Origin of the sequence: Streptomyces sp. NPDC021356, from assembly GCF_040641015.1 — a bacterium.
Lineage (GTDB): Bacteria > Actinomycetota > Actinomycetes > Streptomycetales > Streptomycetaceae > Streptomyces.
Map to the genome: position 1 here is coordinate 81,011 of NZ_JBFACU010000012.1, position 19,275 is coordinate 100,285.

General features: G+C 73.5%; 20 protein-coding genes. 4 read left to right on the plus strand and 16 right to left on the minus strand.

Translation table 11 applies throughout. The annotated features are described in order from the left end of the window. Positions 1–16: 16 nt before the first annotated feature. The 9 genes from mug to AB0G56_RS18185 all read right to left on the minus strand — a co-directional run bounded on the left by mug (position 17) and on the right by AB0G56_RS18185 (position 10,547). A complete protein-coding gene (gene mug, locus AB0G56_RS18145) occupies positions 17–565 on the minus strand; it encodes a G/U mismatch-specific DNA glycosylase (RefSeq protein WP_360970530.1) in 549 nt (182 codons plus the stop codon). After that, entirely contained in the window at positions 562–2,004 is a 1,443-nt protein-coding gene (gene purB, locus AB0G56_RS18150; protein WP_360970219.1) for an adenylosuccinate lyase, read from the minus strand. Before purB ends, mug begins: the two co-directional genes overlap by 4 nt. Positions 2,005–2,135: 131 nt before the next feature. Then, positions 2,136–2,921 carry an SGNH/GDSL hydrolase family protein gene (locus AB0G56_RS18155; RefSeq protein WP_360970221.1) on the minus strand — a complete coding sequence of 262 codons (786 nt, stop codon included), beginning with the start codon at positions 2,919–2,921 and terminating at the stop codon, positions 2,136–2,138. A gap of 87 nt (positions 2,922–3,008) precedes the next feature. After that, entirely contained in the window at positions 3,009–4,031 is a 1,023-nt protein-coding gene (locus AB0G56_RS18160) for a hemolysin family protein (protein WP_360970223.1), read from the minus strand. Continuing rightward, positions 4,028–5,413 carry a hemolysin family protein gene (locus AB0G56_RS18165; RefSeq protein WP_360970224.1) on the minus strand — a complete coding sequence of 462 codons (1,386 nt, stop codon included), beginning with the start codon at positions 5,411–5,413 and terminating at the stop codon, positions 4,028–4,030. Before AB0G56_RS18165 ends, AB0G56_RS18160 begins: the two co-directional genes overlap by 4 nt. 171 nt (positions 5,414–5,584) lie before the next feature. After that, complete coding sequence (locus tag AB0G56_RS18170) at positions 5,585–6,019, minus strand: GNAT family N-acetyltransferase (RefSeq protein WP_360970226.1); 435 nt, start codon at positions 6,017–6,019, stop codon at positions 5,585–5,587. A 164-nt stretch (positions 6,020–6,183) separates the two neighbouring features. Next, positions 6,184–7,071, minus strand: a complete 888-nt coding sequence (locus AB0G56_RS18175) for an LLM class F420-dependent oxidoreductase (protein WP_360970228.1) — start codon at positions 7,069–7,071, stop codon at positions 6,184–6,186. A 45-nt stretch (positions 7,072–7,116) separates the two neighbouring features. Then, entirely contained in the window at positions 7,117–9,684 is a 2,568-nt protein-coding gene (locus AB0G56_RS18180; RefSeq protein WP_360970230.1) for an ABC transporter permease, read from the minus strand. Positions 9,685–9,689: 5 nt separating this feature from the next. Next, positions 9,690–10,547 (minus strand): ABC transporter ATP-binding protein, encoded by an 858-nt coding sequence (locus tag AB0G56_RS18185; protein WP_360970232.1) that lies wholly within the window; start codon positions 10,545–10,547, stop codon positions 9,690–9,692. 137 nt (positions 10,548–10,684) lie between these two features. On the opposite strand from AB0G56_RS18185, the gene AB0G56_RS18190 reads away from it, so the two are divergent. Continuing rightward, positions 10,685–10,963 (plus strand): toxin-antitoxin system HicB family antitoxin, encoded by a 279-nt coding sequence (locus AB0G56_RS18190; protein ID WP_360970234.1) that lies wholly within the window; start codon positions 10,685–10,687, stop codon positions 10,961–10,963. 4 nt (positions 10,964–10,967) lie between these two features. Then, the gene (locus tag AB0G56_RS18195; RefSeq protein WP_360970236.1) at positions 10,968–11,342 is read left to right on the plus strand and encodes a fic family toxin-antitoxin system, toxin component; all 375 of its coding nucleotides are present in this window, start codon (positions 10,968–10,970) and stop codon (positions 11,340–11,342) included. Positions 11,343–11,367: 25 nt separating this feature from the next. Here AB0G56_RS18195 and AB0G56_RS18200 read toward each other — a convergent pair whose 3' ends face one another. The 4 genes from AB0G56_RS18200 to bioB form a co-directional block, all read right to left on the minus strand. Beyond that, a complete protein-coding gene (locus tag AB0G56_RS18200) occupies positions 11,368–12,126 on the minus strand; it encodes a class I SAM-dependent methyltransferase (protein WP_360970238.1) in 759 nt (252 codons plus the stop codon). Between the two features lie 146 nt (positions 12,127–12,272). After that, positions 12,273–13,001 (minus strand): dethiobiotin synthase, encoded by a 729-nt coding sequence (gene bioD / locus AB0G56_RS18205; protein ID WP_360970240.1) that lies wholly within the window; start codon positions 12,999–13,001, stop codon positions 12,273–12,275. 1 nt (position 13,002) lies between these two features. Continuing rightward, on the minus strand, positions 13,003–14,301 hold the full coding sequence (locus AB0G56_RS18210) for an adenosylmethionine--8-amino-7-oxononanoate transaminase (RefSeq protein ID WP_360970242.1): 1,299 nt from the start codon (positions 14,299–14,301) through the stop codon (positions 13,003–13,005). Then, a complete protein-coding gene (gene bioB, locus AB0G56_RS18215; RefSeq protein ID WP_360970243.1) occupies positions 14,294–15,550 on the minus strand; it encodes a biotin synthase BioB in 1,257 nt (418 codons plus the stop codon). Before bioB ends, AB0G56_RS18210 begins: the two co-directional genes overlap by 8 nt. Positions 15,551–15,697: 147 nt before the next feature. Here bioB and AB0G56_RS18220 point away from each other — a divergent pair, with 147 nt between their 5' ends. After that, the gene (locus AB0G56_RS18220) at positions 15,698–16,825 is read left to right on the plus strand and encodes an 8-amino-7-oxononanoate synthase (RefSeq protein ID WP_360970245.1); all 1,128 of its coding nucleotides are present in this window, start codon (positions 15,698–15,700) and stop codon (positions 16,823–16,825) included. A gap of 72 nt (positions 16,826–16,897) precedes the next feature. On the opposite strand, the gene AB0G56_RS18225 is transcribed toward AB0G56_RS18220, so the two are convergent. Together AB0G56_RS18225 and AB0G56_RS18230 are read right to left on the minus strand one after the other, a co-directional pair. Beyond that, positions 16,898–17,128 (minus strand): DUF397 domain-containing protein, encoded by a 231-nt coding sequence (locus tag AB0G56_RS18225; protein WP_360970247.1) that lies wholly within the window; start codon positions 17,126–17,128, stop codon positions 16,898–16,900. A gap of 35 nt (positions 17,129–17,163) precedes the next feature. Further along, a complete protein-coding gene (locus AB0G56_RS18230) occupies positions 17,164–18,024 on the minus strand; it encodes a helix-turn-helix transcriptional regulator (RefSeq protein WP_360970249.1) in 861 nt (286 codons plus the stop codon). 220 nt (positions 18,025–18,244) lie between these two features. On the opposite strand from AB0G56_RS18230, the gene AB0G56_RS18235 reads away from it, so the two are divergent. After that, on the plus strand, positions 18,245–18,703 hold the full coding sequence (locus AB0G56_RS18235) for an ATP-binding protein (protein WP_360970251.1): 459 nt from the start codon (positions 18,245–18,247) through the stop codon (positions 18,701–18,703). A 95-nt stretch (positions 18,704–18,798) separates the two neighbouring features. On the opposite strand, the gene AB0G56_RS18240 is transcribed toward AB0G56_RS18235, so the two are convergent. Further along, entirely contained in the window at positions 18,799–19,272 is a 474-nt protein-coding gene (locus AB0G56_RS18240) for a C40 family peptidase (RefSeq protein WP_360970252.1), read from the minus strand. Between the last annotated feature and the right edge of the window lie 3 nt (positions 19,273–19,275).

The following is a 19,275-nucleotide window of genomic DNA, read 5'->3' on the forward strand; positions in this document are numbered from 1 at the left end:
CGCCCGCCGTGACCCGTTACGCGGTCTCCGCCGCCGCCCGCAGCCGGGCGTATTCCGCGGCCATGGTCTCCGCCGTCCAGTGCGCGTTCAGACCGCTCGGATTGGGCAGCACCCACACCCGTGCGGAACCGATCGTCCGCTCCTGCGGTCCGACCTGCGCCCTGCGGTCGGCGAAGGCCGCCCGGTACGCGGTGACGCCGACCACGGCCAGCCACCGGGGCCGCAGCCGGGCCACCTTGAGCGCCAGCAGCCGCCCGCCCTCGCGGTACTCCTCGGCCGTCAGTTCGTCGGCCCGTGCCGTGGGCCGGGCCACCACGTTGGTGATGCCGAGCCCGTACGACAGCAGTTCGGCCTGCTCCGCGGGCTTCAACAGCCTCGGGGTGAACCCGGAGCGGTGCAGCACCGGCCAGAACCGGTTGCCGGGGCGGGCGAAGTGGTGGCCCGTCGCTGCGCTCGTCAGGCCGGGGTTGATGCCGCAGAACAGCACGCTCAGGCCGTCCGCGACCACGTCCGGTACGGGACGGTCGCGGGCGGCCTCGAGCTGTGCCGGGGTGAAGCGGGTCAGAGGATCGCCCCCGGGGCGTAGGCGGCGGCCTCCGGGTGCTGCTTGACGATCTCCTCGACGCGGCCGACGACCGCGCCGACCTGGTCGGCCGCGGCGCCGGTGAAGGACAGCTTGTCGGCCATCAGCGCCTCCAGGCCCGCGCGGTCGAGCGGGAGGCGTTCGTCGGCGGCCAGCTTGTCGAGCAGGTCGTTGCGTTCGGCGCCCTGCTCGCGCATGGCGAGCGCGGTGGCCACGGCGTTCTCCTTGATGGCCTCGTGGGCGACCTCGCGGCCGACCCCGGCCCGCACCGCACCCATCAGTACCTTGGTGGTGGCGAGGAACGGCAGGTAGCGGTCCAGCTCCCGGGCGATCACCGCGGGGAAGGCGCCGAACTCGTCGAGCACCGTCAGGAAGGTCTCCAGCAGCCCGTCCAGCGCGAAGAACGCGTCCGGCAGCGCGACGCGGCGCACCACCGAGCAGGACACGTCGCCCTCGTTCCACTGGTCGCCCGCCAGCTCGCCGGTCATCGAGGCGTACCCGCGCAGGATGACCATGAGCCCGTTGACACGCTCGCAGGAACGGGTGTTCATCTTGTGCGGCATCGCCGAGGAGCCGACCTGGCCCGGCTTGAAGCCCTCGGTGACCAGTTCGTGCCCGGCCATCAGCCGGATCGTCTTCGCCAGCGACGACGGGGCCGCCGCGAGCTGCACCAGCGCGGTGACGACCTCGTAGTCCAAGGAGCGCGGGTAGACCTGGCCGACGGAGGTGAAGGCCTGGCCGAAGCCCAGGTGGGCGGCGATCCGCCGCTCCAGCTCCGCCAGCTTCGAGGCGTCGCCGCCCAGCAGGTCCAGCATGTCCTGAGCGGTGCCCACCGGGCCCTTGATGCCGCGCAGCGGATAGCGGGCGAGCAGATCCTCGACGCGCCCGTACGCCACCAGCAGCTCGTCGGCGGCCGTGGCGAACCGCTTGCCCAGGGTGGTGGCCTGCGCGGCGACGTTGTGCGAGCGGCCGGCCATGACCAGCTCGCCGTACTCCGCGGCCAGTTTGCCCAGGCGGGCCAGCACGGCCACCGTGCGGTCGCGCACCAGCTCCAGCGAGAGCCGGATCTGCAACTGCTCCACGTTCTCCGTGAGGTCGCGGGAGGTCATGCCCTTGTGTACGTGCTCGTGCCCGGCGAGGTCGTTGAACTCCTCGATCCGTGCCTTCACGTCGTGCCGCGTGACCTTCTCGCGCTCGGCGACGGAGGCCAGGTCGACCTGGTCCAGTACCCGCTCGTAGTCGGCGATGGCCGCGTCCGGGACCTCGATCCCGAGGTCCTTCTGGGCCCGCAGCACGGCGAGCCAGAGCTGCCGCTCCAGCCTCACCTTCTGTTCGGGCGACCACAGCGTGGCGAGCTGGGTGGAGGCGTAGCGTCCGGCGAGGACGTTCGGGATGCGGGGCTTGGCGGGAGCGGAAGTCACGTGTACGGATTCTACTGGCGAATCGTGCAGGCCAGCGCCACAGGGGGGTTCGTCCGAACCTACGAGGCCCAGGGCGGGGGCGCCTTCGAGGAGCAGGCGCGGGGACCTATGAGGACCCGCCACGGCAGGGGTCAGGCGTCGGCCGGGTCCGGGTAGGGCAGCAGCTCGGGGCGCTTGGCCGGGCGGCCGTCACCGGAGGAGCGGCCGGTCAGCCGCCTGCCTATCCAGGGGAGCAGGTGCTGCCGGGCGAACCGCGCGTCCGCGACCCGGCGGGTCAGCCAGCCCGGCGGCAGGGTCGCGGGCAGCGGCGTGCGCCACTCGGGGTCTTCGGCCTCGTGCCCGAGCGCCTGCCACACCGCCTCCGCGACCCGGCGGTGGCCCTCGTCCGTCAGGTGCAGCCGGTCCACGCCCCACAGGCGCGGATCGGCCAGCGAGGGCGCGCCGTACAGGTCGACGACGACCGCCCCGTGCTTCGCGGCCAGCTCGTCCACGCAGGCGTACAGCTCCTCCATGCGGGGCCGGAACCGCTCAAGGACGGGACCGTTGCGGCCCGGACTGCGCATCAGCACGAGCTGCCGGCACGACGGCGCCAGCCGCTCCACGGCCTGCGTCAGCAGCCCCCGCACCCGGCCCATGTCGCACTTGGGCCGCAGGGTGTCGTTCAGCCCGCCGACCAGCGTGACCACGTCGGCCCGCATGGCCGCGGCCACCTCGACCTGCTCGTCGACGATCTGCCCGATGAGCTTGCCGCGCACGGCGAGGTTGGCGTACCGGAAGCCGGGGGCGCGGGCCGCCATCCGGGCCGCCAGCAGGTCGGCCCAGCCCCGGTAGGAGCCGTCGGGCAGCAGGTCCGACATGCCCTCGGTGAAGGAGTCGCCGACCGCGACCAGGCTGGAGTAAGGGGGGTTCGTCTGCATGGCGTGAGCGATGGTAACCCGCCGCCGCGCACGCATACCAAGCGGTCGGTCCCGCTCCGGGGCCCGGCCGGCGAACCCCCTCCTTGCTCAGGCCGGCTGTCCGAACAGTTCCCGCAGCACGTCCTCCATCGTCACCAGACCGGCCAGCCGTCCGTCCGCGCCCAGTACCGCCGCGAGGTGCGTCCGGCTGCCGCGCATCGCCGTGAGCACGTCGTCCAGCGGGGTGCTCTCCCTGACCCGGGCGATGGGGCGCATGTCACGCAGCCGGAACGGCTCGGTGCGCGGTGAGGCGTCCAGGGCGTCCTTCACGTGCAGGTACCCGATGATCCGGCGCTGCTCGTCGACCACGGGGAAGCGCGAGAAGCCGGACTCGGCCGACAGCCGCTCCACCTGCTCCGGGGTGACCCCGAGACGGGCGTAGACCACCCGCTCCAGCGGCAGCACCACGTCGCGCACCGGGCGGCTGCCCAGCTCCAGCGCGTCGTGCAGCCGTTCCTGCGCCCGGTCGTCGATGAGGCCGGCCTCGCTGGCGTCCTTGACGATCTCGGCCAGTTCCGTGTCCGTGAACGTTGCCGAGACCTCGTTCTTGGCCTCCACCCGCAACAGCTTGAGCAGGGCGTTGGCGAACGTGTTCACCGTGAAGATCACCGGGCGCAGGGCGCGGGAGAGCGCGACCAGCGGCGGGCCGAGCAGGAGGGCGCTGCGCACCGGCTCCGCGAGCGCGACGTTCTTCGGCACCATCTCGCCGAGCAGCATGTGCAGGTACGTCGCCAGCGCCAGCGCGATCACGAAGGACACCGCGTGGCCCGCCCCCGCCGGGACCCCGACCGCGTGGAAGACCGGCTCCAGCAGGTGCGCGATCGCCGGTTCGGCGACGACGCCGAGGACCAGGGTGCACAGGGTGATGCCGAGCTGTGCCGCCGCGAGCAGCGCGGACACGTGCTCCAGGCCCCACAGCACGCTCCGGGCGCGCCGGTCGCCCTGCGCCCCTTCCTCGACGTACTGCTCGACCTGGCTGCGGCGCACCGAGATCAGCGCGAACTCGGCGCCCACGAAGAAGGCGTTGACGACCAGGGTCGCGAGACCGATCAGAATCTGTACGGCGGTCACCGGCCGGCCCTCTTCCCGTCACTCAGGTGCTTGCCCGCGTGCTTGTCGCGCAGCGCGGACGCGTCGTGGGCGGTGTCGTCGAGCGGCGCGTGCATCAGCACGCGGGCCGCGCGGCGCCCGCTCGCGTCGACCACGTCCAGCCGCCAGCCGGCGACCTCCAGCACGTCACCCGTCTGCGGTATCCGGCCCAGTTCCGCGGCGACCAGACCGGCCAGGGTCTCGTAGGGCCCGTCGGGCACGCGCCAGCCCACGCGGGCCAGCTGGTCCACCCGGGCGGAGCCGTCGGCCGAGTACAGGGCGCGGCCCTCCGCGTCGGCCCCGGCCGGGGCCAGGTCCGGCGTCTCGTGCGGGTCGTGCTCGTCGCGCACCTCGCCGACGACCTCCTCGACGATGTCCTCCAGGGTCGCCACCCCGGCGGTGCCGCCGTACTCGTCGATGACGACGGCCATCGTCCGCCTGCCGGAGAGCCGGTCCAGGAGCCGGTCTACGGTCAGCGACTCGGGGACGAGCATCGGTTCGCGCATGATCTCGAAGACCCGCAGGTGGGTGCGGCGCTCGGCGGGCACCGCGAGGACGTCCTTGACGTGGGCCGTCCCCACCACCGAGTCCAGGCTGCCGCGGTAGACGGGGAAGCGGGACAGTCCGGTCGCGCGGGTCGCGTTCGCCACGTCCTCGCAGGTGGCCTGGGCCTCCAGGGCGACGACCTGGACGCGCGGCGTCATCACGTTCTCCGCGGTGAGGTCGGCGAGGTTGAGGGTGCGGACGAACAGTTCGGCGGTGTCCGCCTCCAGGGCGCCCTCCTTGGCCGAGTGCCGGGCCAGTGCCGCCAGTTCCTGGGGACCGCGCGCGGAGGCCAGTTCCTCGGCGGGCTCCACTCCGAGCCGGCGCACCACGCGGTTCGCCGTGTTGTTGAGGTGGGTGATGAACGGGCGGAACGCGCCGCTGAACCAGCGCTGCGGGGTGGCGACGCGCCGGGCCACGGCGAGCGGGGAGGAGATCGCCCAGTTCTTGGGCACCAGCTCGCCCACGACCATCAGGAACACGGTGGACAGGGCGGTGCCCACGACCAGCGCCACGGTGGTCGCCATGGACCGCGAGAAGCCGAGCGACTGGAGCGGACCGGCGAGGAGCTTGGCGATCGAGGGCTCCGCGAGCATGCCGACGACCAGGTTGGTGACGGTGATGCCGAGTTGCGCGCCGGACAGCTGGAACGTCAGGTTCCGTACGGCCTTGAGGGCACCGGCGGCGCCGCGCTCACCGCGCCCGGCCGCGCGCTCCAGGACGCCGCGGTCGACGGTGGTGAGCGAGAACTCGGCCGCGACGAAGGCGCCGCAGGCCAGCGACAGCAGGACCGCCACGAGCAGGAGGAGCACTTCGGTCATCGGGTCACCCCCTTCCCATGGTCGGACAGGACGCGGGGGATCGCGCGGTGGTGCGTGCGGCTACTGGGGGGCTCGCCCATGGACGGACGCTCACAACCTTTCATGGAGGACCGGGTGTCCCTCCATGGTAAAGGACGGGCAAAAATCCCCTCCGGAGCGCCCGGCTCCCGGTCAGTCCGCCCGGTCCGCGAGCGGCTTCACCCAGCGCCGCCAGTGCTCCTCGGGGGCATAACCCGCCGCCCGCCAGGCGTGGTGCGCGCCCTCGTTGCGGGTCAGCACCATCGCGTCGCCGCGCCGCCCGCCGAGCCGTACGAACCGCTCCTCGGCGGCGGCGAGCAGCGCCGAGCCGATGCCCCGGCGCCGCCGGCCAGGATGCACCGCCAGCCGGTACAGGTGGCAGCGCCAGCCGTCGAAGCCCGCGATCACGGTGCCGACGAGTTCACCGGCGTCCTCCGCCAGCAGCAGCGCCTTTGGGTCGCGCTCGACCAGGCGCGCCACGCCGTCCCGGTCGTCACTGATGCTCGTGCCCTGCGCGGCCGTCCTCCAGAAGGCCAGCACGGCGTCGAGATCGGCGGGGGTCGCGGGGCGGATACGCGGGTCGGTCATGGCGTGATCACATCACGCCCGTCCGGACGCGGAGCCGAATTCCAGCATGCGGACGCGCACCTTCGCCGCCCGGCCCCGTCCCGTCGCGCACACGCCGACCCCGTCGCACATGCGCGCTCTCGACGGCCCCACCGCTGCCCGGGCGGTGCGTGGCCCGCCGCGGCTCATCGCCCCCGAAGCGCCTCCAGCACCGGCGCGAAGGCCTCCATGTACGGCTCCAGCACCGTCAGGTACGAGAACCCGAACCGCTCACGCTGCGCCAGCACCCGCCCGACGATCTCCTCCAGGCTCCCGACCAGCACGATCGGCAGCGCCAGGGCCTCCTCCAGGGACAGCCGCGGATGGCGTTCCAGCAGCGGCCTCAGCACCGGCTCCGGGTCGTCGGTGACGGCGACGAGCTGGATGAGCAGGTTCAGCTCCGCGGGCTCGGCGCGGCCCGCCGCCGACTTGCGGTACAACGCCACCCGCTCGTCCAGTTCGGCCGCCGTGAGCGGGATCAGGCCGCCGGCGCTCCCCGGGGCGGACCGAGCGCCCGTGAACGCGGCGATGTCCGCGTGCTCGGCGGTCAGCCGCAGCATCCGGTCGCCGTTGGCGCCGATCAGCAGCGGGATCCGGGGCCGCTGCACCGGCTGCGGCCGGTGGTCGGGGGAGGCGAGGAGCCGCTCCAGCTCCTCGACCGTGTGCCGCAGCCGGTCGACGCGCTCGCCGGGGGAGCCCCACGGCAGCCCGGCCCGCTCGTGCTCCTCGCGTACGTAGCCGGTGCCGAGGCCCAGTTCGAGCCGGCCGTCCGTCAGCGCGTCCGTCGTCGCCACCTCGCGGGCGAGCAGCGCCGGGTTGGAGAAGCCCGCGTTGAGGACGAACGTGCCGAGCCGGGGCCGCCGGGTCGCCTGGGCCGCAGCCACCAGCGCCGGGAACGGCGCGACCCAGCCCAGGTGGTCGGGGACGAGGATCACGTCGTAGCCGAGTTCCTCGGCCCGGCGGCACTTGGCCCGCCACTCACCGGCCGGCGCCGGGTCGAGCAGATTGACTCCGAAACGGAACGGACGCGGCATGAACTCTCCTCAGACGAACGTGACTTGAGTACCCCGGCGATTCCATCACTCGTGCGCGATCGCCGCCAGCACGTTCATCCGGGACGCCCGCAGGGCCGGCAGCAGGGCCGCGACGATCCCCACGACGGCCGCGCCGACCACGACCGCGACGATCGTGCTCCAGGGGATCGCCAGCGACTTCATGCCCTGCAGGGCCAGCACCCGCTGGGTGCACACGCCCCACACCAGCCCCAGCGCCAGCCCGAGGACGGCGCCGAACACCGCGATCACCACCGACTCCAGGCGGATCATGAGCCGCAGCTGCCGCCGGGCCAGCCCGATGGCCCGCAGCAGCCCGATCTCGCGCGTCCGCTCCACCACCGACAGCGCCAGCGTGTTCACCACACCGAGCACGGCGATGACGATGGCCAGTGCGAGGAGCGCGTAGACCAGGTAGAGCAGCACCGCGATCTGGTCGTGCACCAGCTTCTTGTAGTCGGCCTGGTCGCGCACCTGCACGTTCGGGAACGGGACGAGGGCCTTCTCCAGCCGGGCGCGCAACAGCCCGGGGCTCGTGCCCGCGGCGGCGTCGACGTACAGCGCGACGTCCGGCGTGCCGGGGGCGTACCGGTCGAGGGTGCCGATGCCGGTGTAGAGCCCGCCCTGGATGCCGAAGCCCTCCGCCGTGTCCTGGTCGGTCAGGGCGGCGACGGCCAGGCCGCCCCGGCGTCCGCCCTGGAACTCGGCGGGCAGCACGGTGCCGAGCCGCACGCCGTGGCTCCTCGCGAAGCCCACGTCCATGGCCAGGTGCCCGTCGGCCAGCGCCGCCGCGCTGTTCCCGGCCGTGTACGTCATGTGGGCGACGTCGTCCAGCCGCCGGTCGTAGCCCGAGACGACCGTCTCGACCCGCTTGCCGTCCGGCAGCCGGACCGCGATCGCGGCCAGCCGCTGCCGGACCACCAGACCCGCGCCGGGCGTGCCGCGGACGGTGTCCGTGACCCGCTGCGGGAAGGGCACGAAATCGCGGTTCTGCACGATGTAGTCGGCGCCGAGCGTCCGTTCGATCTGGTGGTCGATGGAGCGGGTCATGGAGGCGCCGGCCACGGACATCCCGCCGACCAGGGCCAGACCCACCATCAGGGCGGCCGCCGTGGCGCCGGTCCGGCGCGGGTTGCGCAGGGCGTTGCGCTGGCTCATCCGGCCCACGGCGCCGAAGAACGCGGGGACCGCCCCGCCCAGCACCCGGATCAGCGGACGCACCAGCAGCGGCCCGGCGATCACGGTCGCGACCAGCGTCAGGACCACGCCGAACCCGAGGAGCGTCACCGCGGTCGCGGTCCTGCCCGCCGCCGCACAGCCCCCGAGCGCGGCCGCACCCGCGGTGCCCAGGACCGCACCCGCGGCCGCGCGGACCCTCAGCGGCCGGCCCACCCCCGCGACCTCGGCGTCCGCGAGGGCCGCCATGGGGGACACGGCCGCGGCACGGCGGGCCGGGAGGCAGGCCGCCACGAACGTCACGCCGACACCGATGACGTACGCCGCGACGGGGGTGGTCCACCCGATCGCCATCTCGGTCGTGCGCAGGTGCATGCCGAAGGCGCCCAGGAGGCGGATGAGACCGGCCGCGAGGCCGATGCCGGCCGCGAGGCCCAGCGTGGAGCCGGCCAGGCCGAGCAGCACGGCCTCGGTCAGCACCGACCGTCGCACCTGCCGCCGGTCGGCGCCCAGCACGCGCAGCAGCCCCAGTTCACGGGTGCGCTGGGCGATCAGCATCGCGAAGGTGTTGACGATCAGGAAGACGCCGGCGAGGACCGCGATCCCGGCGAAGCCCAGCATCACGAACTTGACGATCGCGAGGAACGGGCCGAGGCTCGCGGCGGCCGACTCGGCCTGCTCGCCCGCCGTCCTCACGTCGTACGTCGCGCCGTCCAGCGCCGCCACGACGCGCCGTTTCAGCTCGGGGTCCGAGACCCCCGCGGCGGCGTCGACGGTGACGCTGGTCGCACGGGCCGCCGAGCCGAGCAGCCGGGCCTGCGCGGTGGGCGTGTCGAGGTACAGCAGCGCCGCGCCGGGGTTGGTGGTGGTGAAGGTGGCGACGCCGACCACCCGCACGCGGAACGTGCCCGGCTGCGCCTGTACCGTCAGTACGTCGCCGATCCGCACGTGCTGGTGCGCGGCCGTGTCCGCGTCCAGCAGGGCCTGGCCGGCCCCGTGCGGGGCGTGCCCGGAGGTCAGTTCCACCGGGCTGTGGTCGGTGACCTCCCAGTTGCGGGCGATGGTGGGGGCGCCGGTGGTCGGGCCGACCGGTTCGTTCCTGCTGTCGAGGATCACCACGGTGTCGACCGAGGCCTCCACGTGGGCCGCCGCGACCCCCGGCACGCCGGACAGCCGCCGGGCCAGCGAGGCGGGCACGGTCAGCAGGGCGCCGGTCCGCAGGGGCGACCTCAGCTCCCGCCGGGGCGCCACGGTGACATCGGCCGCGGTCGAGGCGAAGAGCCGGTCGAAGGTGCGGGAGACGGTGTCGGAGAAGATCATGCTGCCCGCGACGAAGGCCACGGACAGCACGACCGCCAGGGCGGACAGCAGCAGCCGCCCCTTGTGGGCGAGGAAGCTGCGCAGCGTCGCCTTGAGCACGCCGCTCAGGCCTCCTCGACGGCGGTGAGGCCCGGGGTGGGCGTGTGGCGGTCGGCCCCGGCGAAGAGGCGCATGCGCTCCAGCACCGCCTCCGCCGTCGGGTGCTCGCGCTCGTCCACGATCCGGCCGTCCGCGAGGTAGAGCACCAGGTCGGAGTGGGCGGCGGCGCCCGGATCGTGGGTGACCATGACGACCGTCTGCCCGAGGCCGTCGACGGCGTCCCGCAGGAAGCCGAGCACCTCCAGGCCCGCCCGCGAGTCCAGATTGCCGGTCGGCTCGTCGGCGAAGATCAGTTCGGGCCGGGAGGCGAGCGCCCGCGCGCAGGCCACCCGCTGCTGCTGGCCGCCGGAGAGCTGCGCGGGCCGGTGCCCGAGCCGGTCCCTCAGCCCGAGGGTGTCGATGACCTGGTCGAGCCACTGCCCGTCGGGCCTGCGGCCCGCGATGTCCATCGGCAGGGTGATGTTCTCCAGCGCGTCGAGCGTGGGGATGAGGTTGAACGACTGGAACATGAACCCGATCCGGTCCCGCCGCAGCCGGGTCAGCTCGCGGTCCTTCAGCCCGGTGATCTCGGTGCCGCCGATCCAGACCTGCCCGGCCGACACGGTGTCCAGCCCCGCCAGGCAGTGCATCAGGGTGGACTTGCCGGAGCCGGAGGGGCCCATGACCGCGGTGAACCGGCCGCGGGCGATGTCGACGTCCACCGAGTCCAGGGCGAGTACGGCGCTCTCGCCCGCGCCGTACGCCTTGGTCAGTCCGCGGGCGCGGGCCGCGGAGCCCGCGGCCGGTGCGAGGTCCGGCACCACGGAGGGTGGGGACACGGCGGCCTCCTCAGTGATGTGCCGGTCCGGAATGTCCTGACTCATTCCTTTTCTCTCCCCGGTCGAGCGTAGTGTGACCGACCGCGCGGCCGGTATCCCCCGGAGGGCCGAGCCGGTCCCGCCCCGGCGATGTCCTCCCTGCCCCCTTGCCGCTGCTAGCGGTTCGGCGCTAGCGTCGAACCATGGCGAAGACCCAGCTGAACGTGCGGGTGGACGAGGGCACGGCCCGCGCCGCCCGCGAACGCGCCCTCGCCCGCGGGATGAGCGTCAACCGCTACATCGAGGAACTGGTCCGCCAGGACACCGGAGAGGCCGGCCGCACCTTCGTGGAGGCCGCCGCCGACTTCATGAAGAGCTACGAGGCCGTCTTCGCCGAGGAGTTCGACGGGGCGGCGCCCTCGGCCAGGGCGAGCCGGAGCGCGGACCACGTCCCGGAGGACGATCGCGAAGGGCGTCGCTGAGCCCTTGAGCGACCTGCGCATCGACCTCGCCTGGCTGCTGATGCTCGCCGAGCGCATGACACCCGGGGACCCCCAGGTCACCGACTGGGGTGCCCTCGTCGCCGCGGTGGCACGCCACCGCGCCGAGATCTTCGACGTACCCGTCTACGACTCCCCGCAGGCGCGGGCCGCCGCACTGCTGCAACTGCTCGTGCACGTCCCGGCGCTGGAACGCTCCAACGCGCTGTTCGCCTCCGCGGTGGCGTACGCCTACCTGGTCGCCAGCGGACTGAAGGTCTCCACCTCACCCGAACAGGTGCGCGACCTGGCGCGACTGGTCAAGAGCGGGGACGCCTCGGTGCACGAGATCGCGCGCGAGCTGTGCCGGTGGAGCGTGTGACGTCGGTGGACGTGTGACCGGCTGCTCAGGGTGCCGCCCCGGGGCCGCGTGCCCCGCCGGGTCCGCGCCGCGCGCCGGGCCCGCCCTCCGTGTCCCGCCCGTCCGCGACCGGGCGCCAGGCCGTGCCCAGCGAGCAGTACGAACTCGGCAGGGCCGGACCCCTCTCCGGCAGCATCACCCGGCGGTAGGGACCCAGCTCGAACCCGGCCCCCCGCAGCGCGGCGACCGGATCGCGGGCCACATGGCAGCCGCCGCTCAACGGCGGCCACACCGTGCGGTCCAGGGCCCGCTGGGCGAACCCCATCACCCGGCCGCCGCCCACGCCGTGCTCGAAGAACCGCACCTCGCCGCCCGGCCGCAGCACCCGCCGCGCCTCGGCCAGGGCCCGCGGTACGTCGTGCACACTGCACAGCACCAGCGAGAACACCACCGCGTCGAAGGCCTCGCTCTTGACCGGCAGCGCCTCGGCGCGGCCCGGCACCACGTCGACCGGTACGTCGGCGCGCAGCGCCGCCGCGACGGCCTCCTGCCGCAGCAGGCGCTCCGGCTCGATCGCCACGACTTCCGCGACGCCGCCGGGATAGTGCGCGAAGTTCAGCCCGTTGCCCGCGCCGATCTCGATCACCCGCCCGGTGAGCCCGGCGAGCAGCCGCTCACGCAGCCGCGCCATGCCCAGCCTGGTCTCCGCGGCCACACTGAAGCGGGTGTAGCAGCGGGCGAACAGCGGATGGTGGACGCAGTCCCGCGCGGCCCGGCCGGAGCCCGCGGTGGACCTTGGCGGCATGGCGACCTCCCGGACCGTACGTGCCTACGGTGAGTGTCCCCCGCCCGGCACCCGGGCACGCACGGCGGCCCGGACGCACACACGTGCGCGCCGGACGCCGTGTCGAGGGGAAGGCGCGGGAAAGGGCGCGGTCGGCCCGCCCCGCCCTACCCGAACGGTGCCGGTGCCTCGCGCACCGTGAAGGCCGCCGCGTCCCAGCTCCCGTTGAGGCGGGGCGCGAGCCACCGGTGGGCGCCCGTGCGGAAATCGGCCGGCGCGAGCGCCCCCGCGCCCTCGGGCAGGGCGCCGAGCAGCGGAGCGCCGGCCACCTGCGGAAGGTCGGCGACGTTGCAGCGGGCGGCCAGGTCGGGGCGGGCGGGCCAGCTGCCGATCACCACGCCGAGCAGGTCCAGCTCGCGGTCGCGCAGCTCACGTGCGGTCAGCTCGGTCGTGTTCAGCGTGCCGAGCCCGGCGGCGGTGACCAGGAGCACGGGGGCCCGCAGCAGCCTTGCGGCGTCCGCGAGGGTGCCGCCCGCCGCGTCGAACCGTACGAGCAGGCCGCCGGCCCCCTCCACCAGCACCAGGTCGTGCTCGGTGGCCAGCTTCGCGGCGGCCTCGGCCACCTCCTCCGGACGCACCGGCGTCCGCCCTGCGCGCAGCGCGGCCGTACCCGGAGCCAACGGCTCCGGGTAACGGGCGACCTCACGTGCCGTCACCGGGCCGGCGAGCCGCGCGACCTCGTCGGCGTCCCCCCGCTCGTCCGGGCCCACGCCCGTCTGCGCCGCCTTGAGTACGGCCACCGACCGGCCGGCCGCCACGGCCGCGGCGGCGACGGCCGCCGTCGTGACCGTCTTGCCGACCTCCGTGCCCGTTCCCGTGATCACCAGTACCGGCATCTCATCCCTCTCGCGCCGCCGCGCACACCGCGCGGCCGATCCGTGCCAGGTCCGTGTCGTCGGTGACGTACGGCGGCATCGTGTACACCAGGTCCCGGAACGGCCGCAGCCACACGCCCTCGCGCACGGCGGCCCGGGTCGCCGCCGCCATGTCCACCGGATGGTCGAGCTGCACGACCCCGATGGCGCCCAGCACCCGCACGTCCCGCACGCCCGGCAGATCCGCCGCCGGTGCCAGGCCGTCCCGCAGGCCCGCCTCGATCCGTTCGACCTCACCGAGCCAGTCCTGGCCGAGCAGCAGTTCGATCGAGGCGCAGGCGACGGCGGCGGCCAGCGGATTGCCCATGAACGTGGGGCCGTGCGCCAGCACCGGCACCTCGCCGCGCGAGATCCCGTCGGCCACCCGCGCGGTGCACAGGGTCGCGGCCATCGTCAGGTAGCCCCCGGTGAGCGCCTTGCCCACGCACATCACGTCCGGGGTCACCGCCGCGTGGTCCGCCGCGAACAGCGCGCCGGTGCGGCCGAACCCGGTCGCGATCTCGTCGAACACCAGCAGCACGCCGTGCGCGTCGCACGCCTCGCGCAGCACCCGCAGATAGGCGGGGGAGTGGAACCGCATCCCGCCCGCGCCCTGCACCACCGGTTCCACGATCACGGCGGCCAGTTCGTCCGCGTGCTGTTCGATCAGGTCGCCCAGGTGGGCGGCGTACGCCTCCTCGTACCCGGTCGGTGGCGCGTCCGCGAAGACCTGGCGCGGCAGCACGCCCGACCACAGCTCGTGCATCCCGCCCTCGGGATCGCACACGGACATCGGCTGCCAGGTGTCCCCGTGGTAGCCGCCCCGCCAGGTCAGCAGCCGCCGCTTCTGCGGGCGGCCGAGGGAGCGCCAGTACTGCAGGCACATCTTGACGGCCACCTCGACCGAGACCGAGCCGGAGTCGGCCAGGAAGACGTGTTCGAGACCGTCGGGCGACATGTCGACAAGGAGTTTCGCGAGCCGGACGGCACTCTCGTGGGTGAGCCCGCCGAACATCACATGGCTCATCCGCCCCAACTGCTCGCGGGCGGCCTCGTCGAGCACGGGGTGGCCGTAGCCGTGGATCGCCGCCCACCACGACGACATCCCGTCCACGACTTCGTCACCGGTTCCGTCGGCGAGCTGCAGCTTCAGCCGGACCCCGCTCGCCGACTCCACGACGAGCGGTTCCTGGCGGCCGGGCATCGGGCCGTACGGGTGCCACACGTGCCGCCGGTCGAGATCCAGCAGCTCGGACACGCGCCGGTCGCACCGGTCAGGCATTGGGCGCGAGATCCGTCCCGGCGCCGCGGTGGCGCAGCGCCACCAGGTCGGTGCGGGGTTCGCCGGAGGACGCGGGGGCGGCCGACGCCGCCGGTGCGGCCGTACCGCAGACGTCCCCGCTCTCGTGGGAACCGCACCCGCCGCCCGCGTGCGCACCACAGCCGGGGCCCTCGGCAGGCCCGCAGCCGCCCGCGTGGCCGTCGCGGCCCGCGCCCGCGTGCGCACCGCAGCCGGCCGCGGCCTTCGCCCGGTGCTCCGGCAGGGTCACCTGGTCGGTGCCCTCCACCTCGAAGCCCGCGTCCGCGATCATCTCCAGGTCGGCCCGGCCCGCCTGGCCCTCGGTGGTCAGGTAGTCGCCGAGGAAGATCGAGTTGGCCAGATGCAGGGCGAGGGGCTGCATCGTGCGCAGGTGCACCTCGCGGCCACCGGCGATGCGCACCTCGACGTCGGGGCAGACGAACCGCACCATCGCGAGGATCCTGAGGCACCGCTGCGGGGTGAGGTTCCACTCCTTGGCCAGCGGGGTGCCCTCGACCGGGATGAGGAAGTTGACCGGCACCGAGTCCGGGTCCAGCGCGCGCAGCGAGTGGACGACGTCGACCAGGTCCTCGTCGCTCTCGCCCATCCCGGCGATGAGCCCCGAGCACGCGGACAGCCCCGCCGCGTGCGCCTTGTTCACCGTGTCCACCCGATCGGCGTAGGTGTGGGTGGTGGTGATGTCGCCGTACGTCGACTCGGAGGTGTTGAGGTTGTGGTTGTACGCGTCGGCGCCCGCGGCGCGCAGCCGCTCGGCCTGGCCGTCGGAGAGCAGCCCGAGACAGGCGCACACCTCGACGCCCTCGTTCTGGCCCTTGATCGCCTTGATGGTCTCCGAGACCCGGTCCACGTCCCGGTCCGTCGGCCCGCGCCCGCTGGCCACCAGGCACACCCGCTTGGCCCCGCCGGCCAGCCCGGCCGCCGCGGCCCTGGAGGCGTCGTCGGGCTTGAGCCAGGTGTACTTGAGGATGTCGGCCTTCGAACCGAGCCGCTGCGAGCAGTAGGAGCAGTCCTCGGGGCACAGGCCGGACTTGAGGTTGACGAGATAGTTGAGTTTCACCCGTCGGCCGAACCAGCGGCGGCGCACCTTCCCGGCCGCGGCCACCACATCGAGCAGATCGTCGTCGGAGGTGGCCAGGACGGCCAGAGCTTCCTGACGGGTCGGCAGTTCGCGCCGAAGCCCCTTGTCCACCAGCGTGTTCAGCAGGTCCATGAGAGCCGATCCTGTCCTACGGGGCCGTCCGGGGCCAAGGAGGGTTTGCACAACAGAGACGGTTCGACGTGTGGGTATCGCCACACCATGCGGGGCGTGTCGTACGGCTAGTGTCTGTCCACTGCCTACAAAAGCCCCGGAGGACCCATGGCGTTCGGCTGGATCGACGAACAGGCGGACGCACGCCGCCGCGCCGGGCTCGTACGGACGCTGCGACCCCGCCCGGCCGACTCCCCGCTGCTGGACCTGGCGAGCAACGACTACCTGGGCCTGTCCCGCCATCCGGAGGTCACCGAGGGCGCCGCGGCGGCGGCCCGTGCCTGGGGCGGCGGCGCCACCGGCTCCCGGCTGGTCACCGGCACCACCGCCCTGCACGGCGAACTGGAGCGCGAACTCGCCGCGTTCTGCGGCTTCGAGGCGGCCCTGGTCTTCTCCTCCGGCTACGCGGCCAACCTCGCCGCGGTCACCGCGCTCGCCCCGCACGGTTCGCTGATCGTCTCGGACGCGGGCAACCACGCCTCGCTCATCGACGGCTGCCGGCTGGCCCGCGGCACCACGCAGGTCGTCGCCCACGCGGACCCGGACGCCGTGCGCAAGGCGCTCGGCACGCACGCGGGACAGGCGGTCCTCGTCTGCGACACGGTGTTCTCCGTCGACGGCGACGCGGCACCGCTCGGCCGGTTCGCGCAGGTCTGCCGGGAGCACGGCGCGGGGCTCGTCGTCGACGACGCGCACGGCCTCGGCGTCCTCGGCCCCGGCGGCCGGGGCGCCCCGCACGCGGCGGGCCTCGCGGGCGCGGACGACGTGGTCGTGACGGTCACGCTCTCCAAGTCACTGGGCAGTCAGGGCGGAGCGGTGCTCGGGCCCGCCCGGGTGATCGACCATCTGGTCAACACGGCACGGACGTTCATCTTCGACACGGGGCTCGCCCCGGCGGCGGCGGGAGCGGCCCTGGCGGCGTTGCGCCTGCTGAGCCGCGAGCCGGAGCGCGCGGCGCGGGCGCGGGCGGTCGCGACCGAGCTCCACACGCGCCTGACCGCCGCGGGACTGCGGGCGGTGCGCCCGGAGGCGGCGGTCGTCTCCGTGCGTGCGCCGTCCCCCGAGGACGCCGTGCGCTGGGCGGCGCACTGCCGCGCGGCGGGCCTGGCCGTGGGCTGCTTCCGTCCTCCTTCCGTGCCCGACGGCGTCTCACGGCTCAGGCTGACCGCCCGCGCGGACCTGTCCGCGGCGCAGATCGAACGCGCTGTACGAGTGATCGGCGAGACGCGACCATGAGTCGGCGGACACGGCCGTGGGTCGCCGGAGGGGAGAAGCCCGGGACGCGCCCGGGCGCTGCCGTGAGGGTGATCAGAGCCGGCGGGCCGCGGCGGTGAACTCCGCCCAGCTCCCCGTGGAGAAGAGCAGCGCGGGTCCGTCCGGGGCCTTGGAGTCGCGTACGGCGAGCAGCCCGGCGTACGGCTCGGCGGCAGGCCGGGCTGTCTCGACGCAGTTGTTCGCTCCCGTGCTGTAGCTGCTGCGCAGCCACCGCACGGCGTGCAGATCGGTCGTGGAAGGTACGGTCCGAGGCAGAGCAGACATGGTGCCTCCTTGACGTTTGACGTGGTCGCGCGCCGTCACCTGTCCTGGCGCATCCCCGCGATGAAGTCCAGCGAGTCCTCGATCGACAGGGCATGGAACCGAAGGGTGTCGAAGGCCTCCGTGTAGGCCTCCAGGTCTTCTTTCCGTTCGAGATGGAAGCTACGCGTCAAGTGGTCAAGAACGACCACATCCAGATCAGAAGTGTTCGAAAATGAGAAGATGACGAAAGGGCCGGTCACGCCGATGTGCGCCCCGGCGGCGAACGGCAGGACCTGCAAGGACACTTGGGGCAGCCGCGCCGCCTCGGTCAGCCGCTCCAGCTGCCGGGCCATGATCTCGGGGCCGCCGACCTCCCGGCGCAGCACCGCCTCGTCCAGCACCGCGTTCAGCGTGAGCGGCCGGTCGGACCGCAGCACGGCCTGACGGGCCAGCCGCACCTCCACCAGCGCGTCCAGCCGGTCGTCGTCGAGTCCGTCCACGGCGGCCCGCGTCACCGCACGGGCGTACTCCGGTGTCTGGAGCAGCCCGGGGACGACCGAGGTCTCCAGCGTGCGCATCGCGCTCGCCTGTGACTCCAGACTGATGAAGTCCCGGTACGTCGGGGGCAGTACGCCGCGATAGGCGTGCCACCAGTGGTGCCGGCCGTCGCCGTCGTCGGAGCCCGCCAGCACCAGCAGCAGTTCCCGCAGCTGGGAGTCGCGGACCGCGTAGGCGTCCAGCAGTAACCGCACATCGGCCGGTTTCACCCCACTGGCGCCGGTCTCGATCCGGCTCACCTTCGACTGGTGCCAGCCCACGAGCCGGGCCGCCTCGCCGCTGGTGAGACCCGCGCCGGTGCGCAGGCTGCGCAGTTCGGCTCCGAGCTTGCGGCGGCGCACCGCGGGACCGTGCTGCATGGGACCGGCTCCTCACTACTTTCCCGGAAGGGTGTCAAATACGGTCTCCCGTCGCAGAGTTCACCGCTTCGAGGGACAGATATATGCACATCTCGGTGGATCGCCATCCGGGACCGGCCCGGTGGTGGCAATCTGGCGGCGAACCACCAGTCCGGGACCGTACTCGAAACCATCCGCTCCGTGTCCAACCGCGGTCCCGCGGGAAAGGGACGACGTCGCCATGGCAGACCACCTGGAAGCATCCGTCACTCTGCCGAGCGATCCCGCCTCGGTGGCGGTCGCCCGAAGCTACGCGGTCGGCACGCTGGCGGAGTGGGGCCTGCCGTCGGAGACGGACACCGCGGACACCGTGCGGCTCATCGTCTCGGAACTCGCCACCAACGCCGTACAGCACACCCTCGGCCAGTCGCCCACCTTCAGGGTGGACCTCGTCCTCGACCGCGACGAACAACTGCGCATCGGGGTCACCGACAGCCACCCGCGGTTCCCCAGACGACTGCCGGCCGCTGTCCAGCAGGACAACGGCCGGGGCATGGTGATCATCCGGTGCCTCACCGCGGAGTGCGGCGGCAGGGTGACCGTGCGGCCCACCCGTGAGGGCGGCAAGACGGTCAGCGTGGACCTCCCGTGGCCGGTGCGCCCCCAACCGGTCACGGCGGCGGGACGGCAGGAGCCCTAGGCGTACGGCCCTGTCGGCGGCTTCGTCGGTGTCCCCGACCGCCGCCCGGGGGCGGTGGCGACGCCCGCCGGGACCGCCGCCGCTTCCCGGGCGGGTCAGCTGACCCGGCCGTACCAGACGCTCCTGGTCCAGATCTTCTCCAGCTTCACCACGTCCCCGGTCTTCGGGGCGTGCCAGATCCTGCCCGAGCCGGCGTAGATGCCGACGTGGTAGACGTACGAGCCGGAGTGGAAGAACACCAGGTCTCCGGCCCGGCGGCTCCTGGAGGAGATGTGCCGCGACTTGTTGTATTGCTGCGCGGCCGTGCGGGGCAGCTTCTTGCCCGCCCTCTTGAAGGAGTACAGCGTCAGACCGGAGCAGTCGAACCTGCGCGGGCCCGTTGCGCCCCACTGGTAAGGGGAGCCCTTCTTGGACGCCGCGATCTGCAGCGCCTTCGTCGCCATGGTCGCGGCCGAGGCGTCGGAGGCGACGCCGGGCACCACGATCGAGCCGCCGACGGCGGCGAGGGTCAGGGCCGAGGCCGTGCCGGCCCGGGCCATGAGCGACGGGACACGATTGAGCGCAGTCATGCG

What these genes read in the sequence shown, in the direction of transcription:
- AB0G56_RS18155 (WP_360970221.1), bottom strand. Translation starts at nt 2,921, where the DNA reads ATGCAGACGAACCCCCCTTACTCCAGCCTGGTCGCGGTCGGCGACTCC.
- AB0G56_RS18165 (WP_360970224.1), bottom strand. Translation starts at nt 5,413, where the DNA reads ATGACCGAAGTGCTCCTCCTGCTCGTGGCGGTCCTGCTGTCGCTGGCC.
- AB0G56_RS18170 (WP_360970226.1), bottom strand. Translation starts at nt 6,019, where the DNA reads ATGACCGACCCGCGTATCCGCCCCGCGACCCCCGCCGATCTCGACGCC.
- AB0G56_RS18175 (WP_360970228.1), bottom strand. Translation starts at nt 7,071, where the DNA reads ATGCCGCGTCCGTTCCGTTTCGGAGTCAATCTGCTCGACCCGGCGCCG.
- AB0G56_RS18185 (WP_360970232.1), bottom strand. Translation starts at nt 10,547, where the DNA reads ATGAGTCAGGACATTCCGGACCGGCACATCACTGAGGAGGCCGCCGTG.
- AB0G56_RS18190 (WP_360970234.1), top strand. Translation starts at nt 10,685, where the DNA reads ATGGCGAAGACCCAGCTGAACGTGCGGGTGGACGAGGGCACGGCCCGC.
- AB0G56_RS18200 (WP_360970238.1), bottom strand. Translation starts at nt 12,126, where the DNA reads ATGCCGCCAAGGTCCACCGCGGGCTCCGGCCGGGCCGCGCGGGACTGC.
- bioD (WP_360970240.1), bottom strand. Translation starts at nt 13,001, where the DNA reads ATGCCGGTACTGGTGATCACGGGAACGGGCACGGAGGTCGGCAAGACG.
- AB0G56_RS18210 (WP_360970242.1), bottom strand. Translation starts at nt 14,301, where the DNA reads ATGCCTGACCGGTGCGACCGGCGCGTGTCCGAGCTGCTGGATCTCGAC.
- bioB (WP_360970243.1), bottom strand. Translation starts at nt 15,550, where the DNA reads ATGGACCTGCTGAACACGCTGGTGGACAAGGGGCTTCGGCGCGAACTG.
- AB0G56_RS18220 (WP_360970245.1), top strand. Translation starts at nt 15,698, where the DNA reads ATGGCGTTCGGCTGGATCGACGAACAGGCGGACGCACGCCGCCGCGCC.
- AB0G56_RS18225 (WP_360970247.1), bottom strand. Translation starts at nt 17,128, where the DNA reads ATGTCTGCTCTGCCTCGGACCGTACCTTCCACGACCGATCTGCACGCC.
- AB0G56_RS18230 (WP_360970249.1), bottom strand. Translation starts at nt 18,024, where the DNA reads ATGCAGCACGGTCCCGCGGTGCGCCGCCGCAAGCTCGGAGCCGAACTG.
- AB0G56_RS18235 (WP_360970251.1), top strand. Translation starts at nt 18,245, where the DNA reads ATGGCAGACCACCTGGAAGCATCCGTCACTCTGCCGAGCGATCCCGCC.
- AB0G56_RS18240 (WP_360970252.1), bottom strand. Translation starts at nt 19,272, where the DNA reads ATGACTGCGCTCAATCGTGTCCCGTCGCTCATGGCCCGGGCCGGCACG.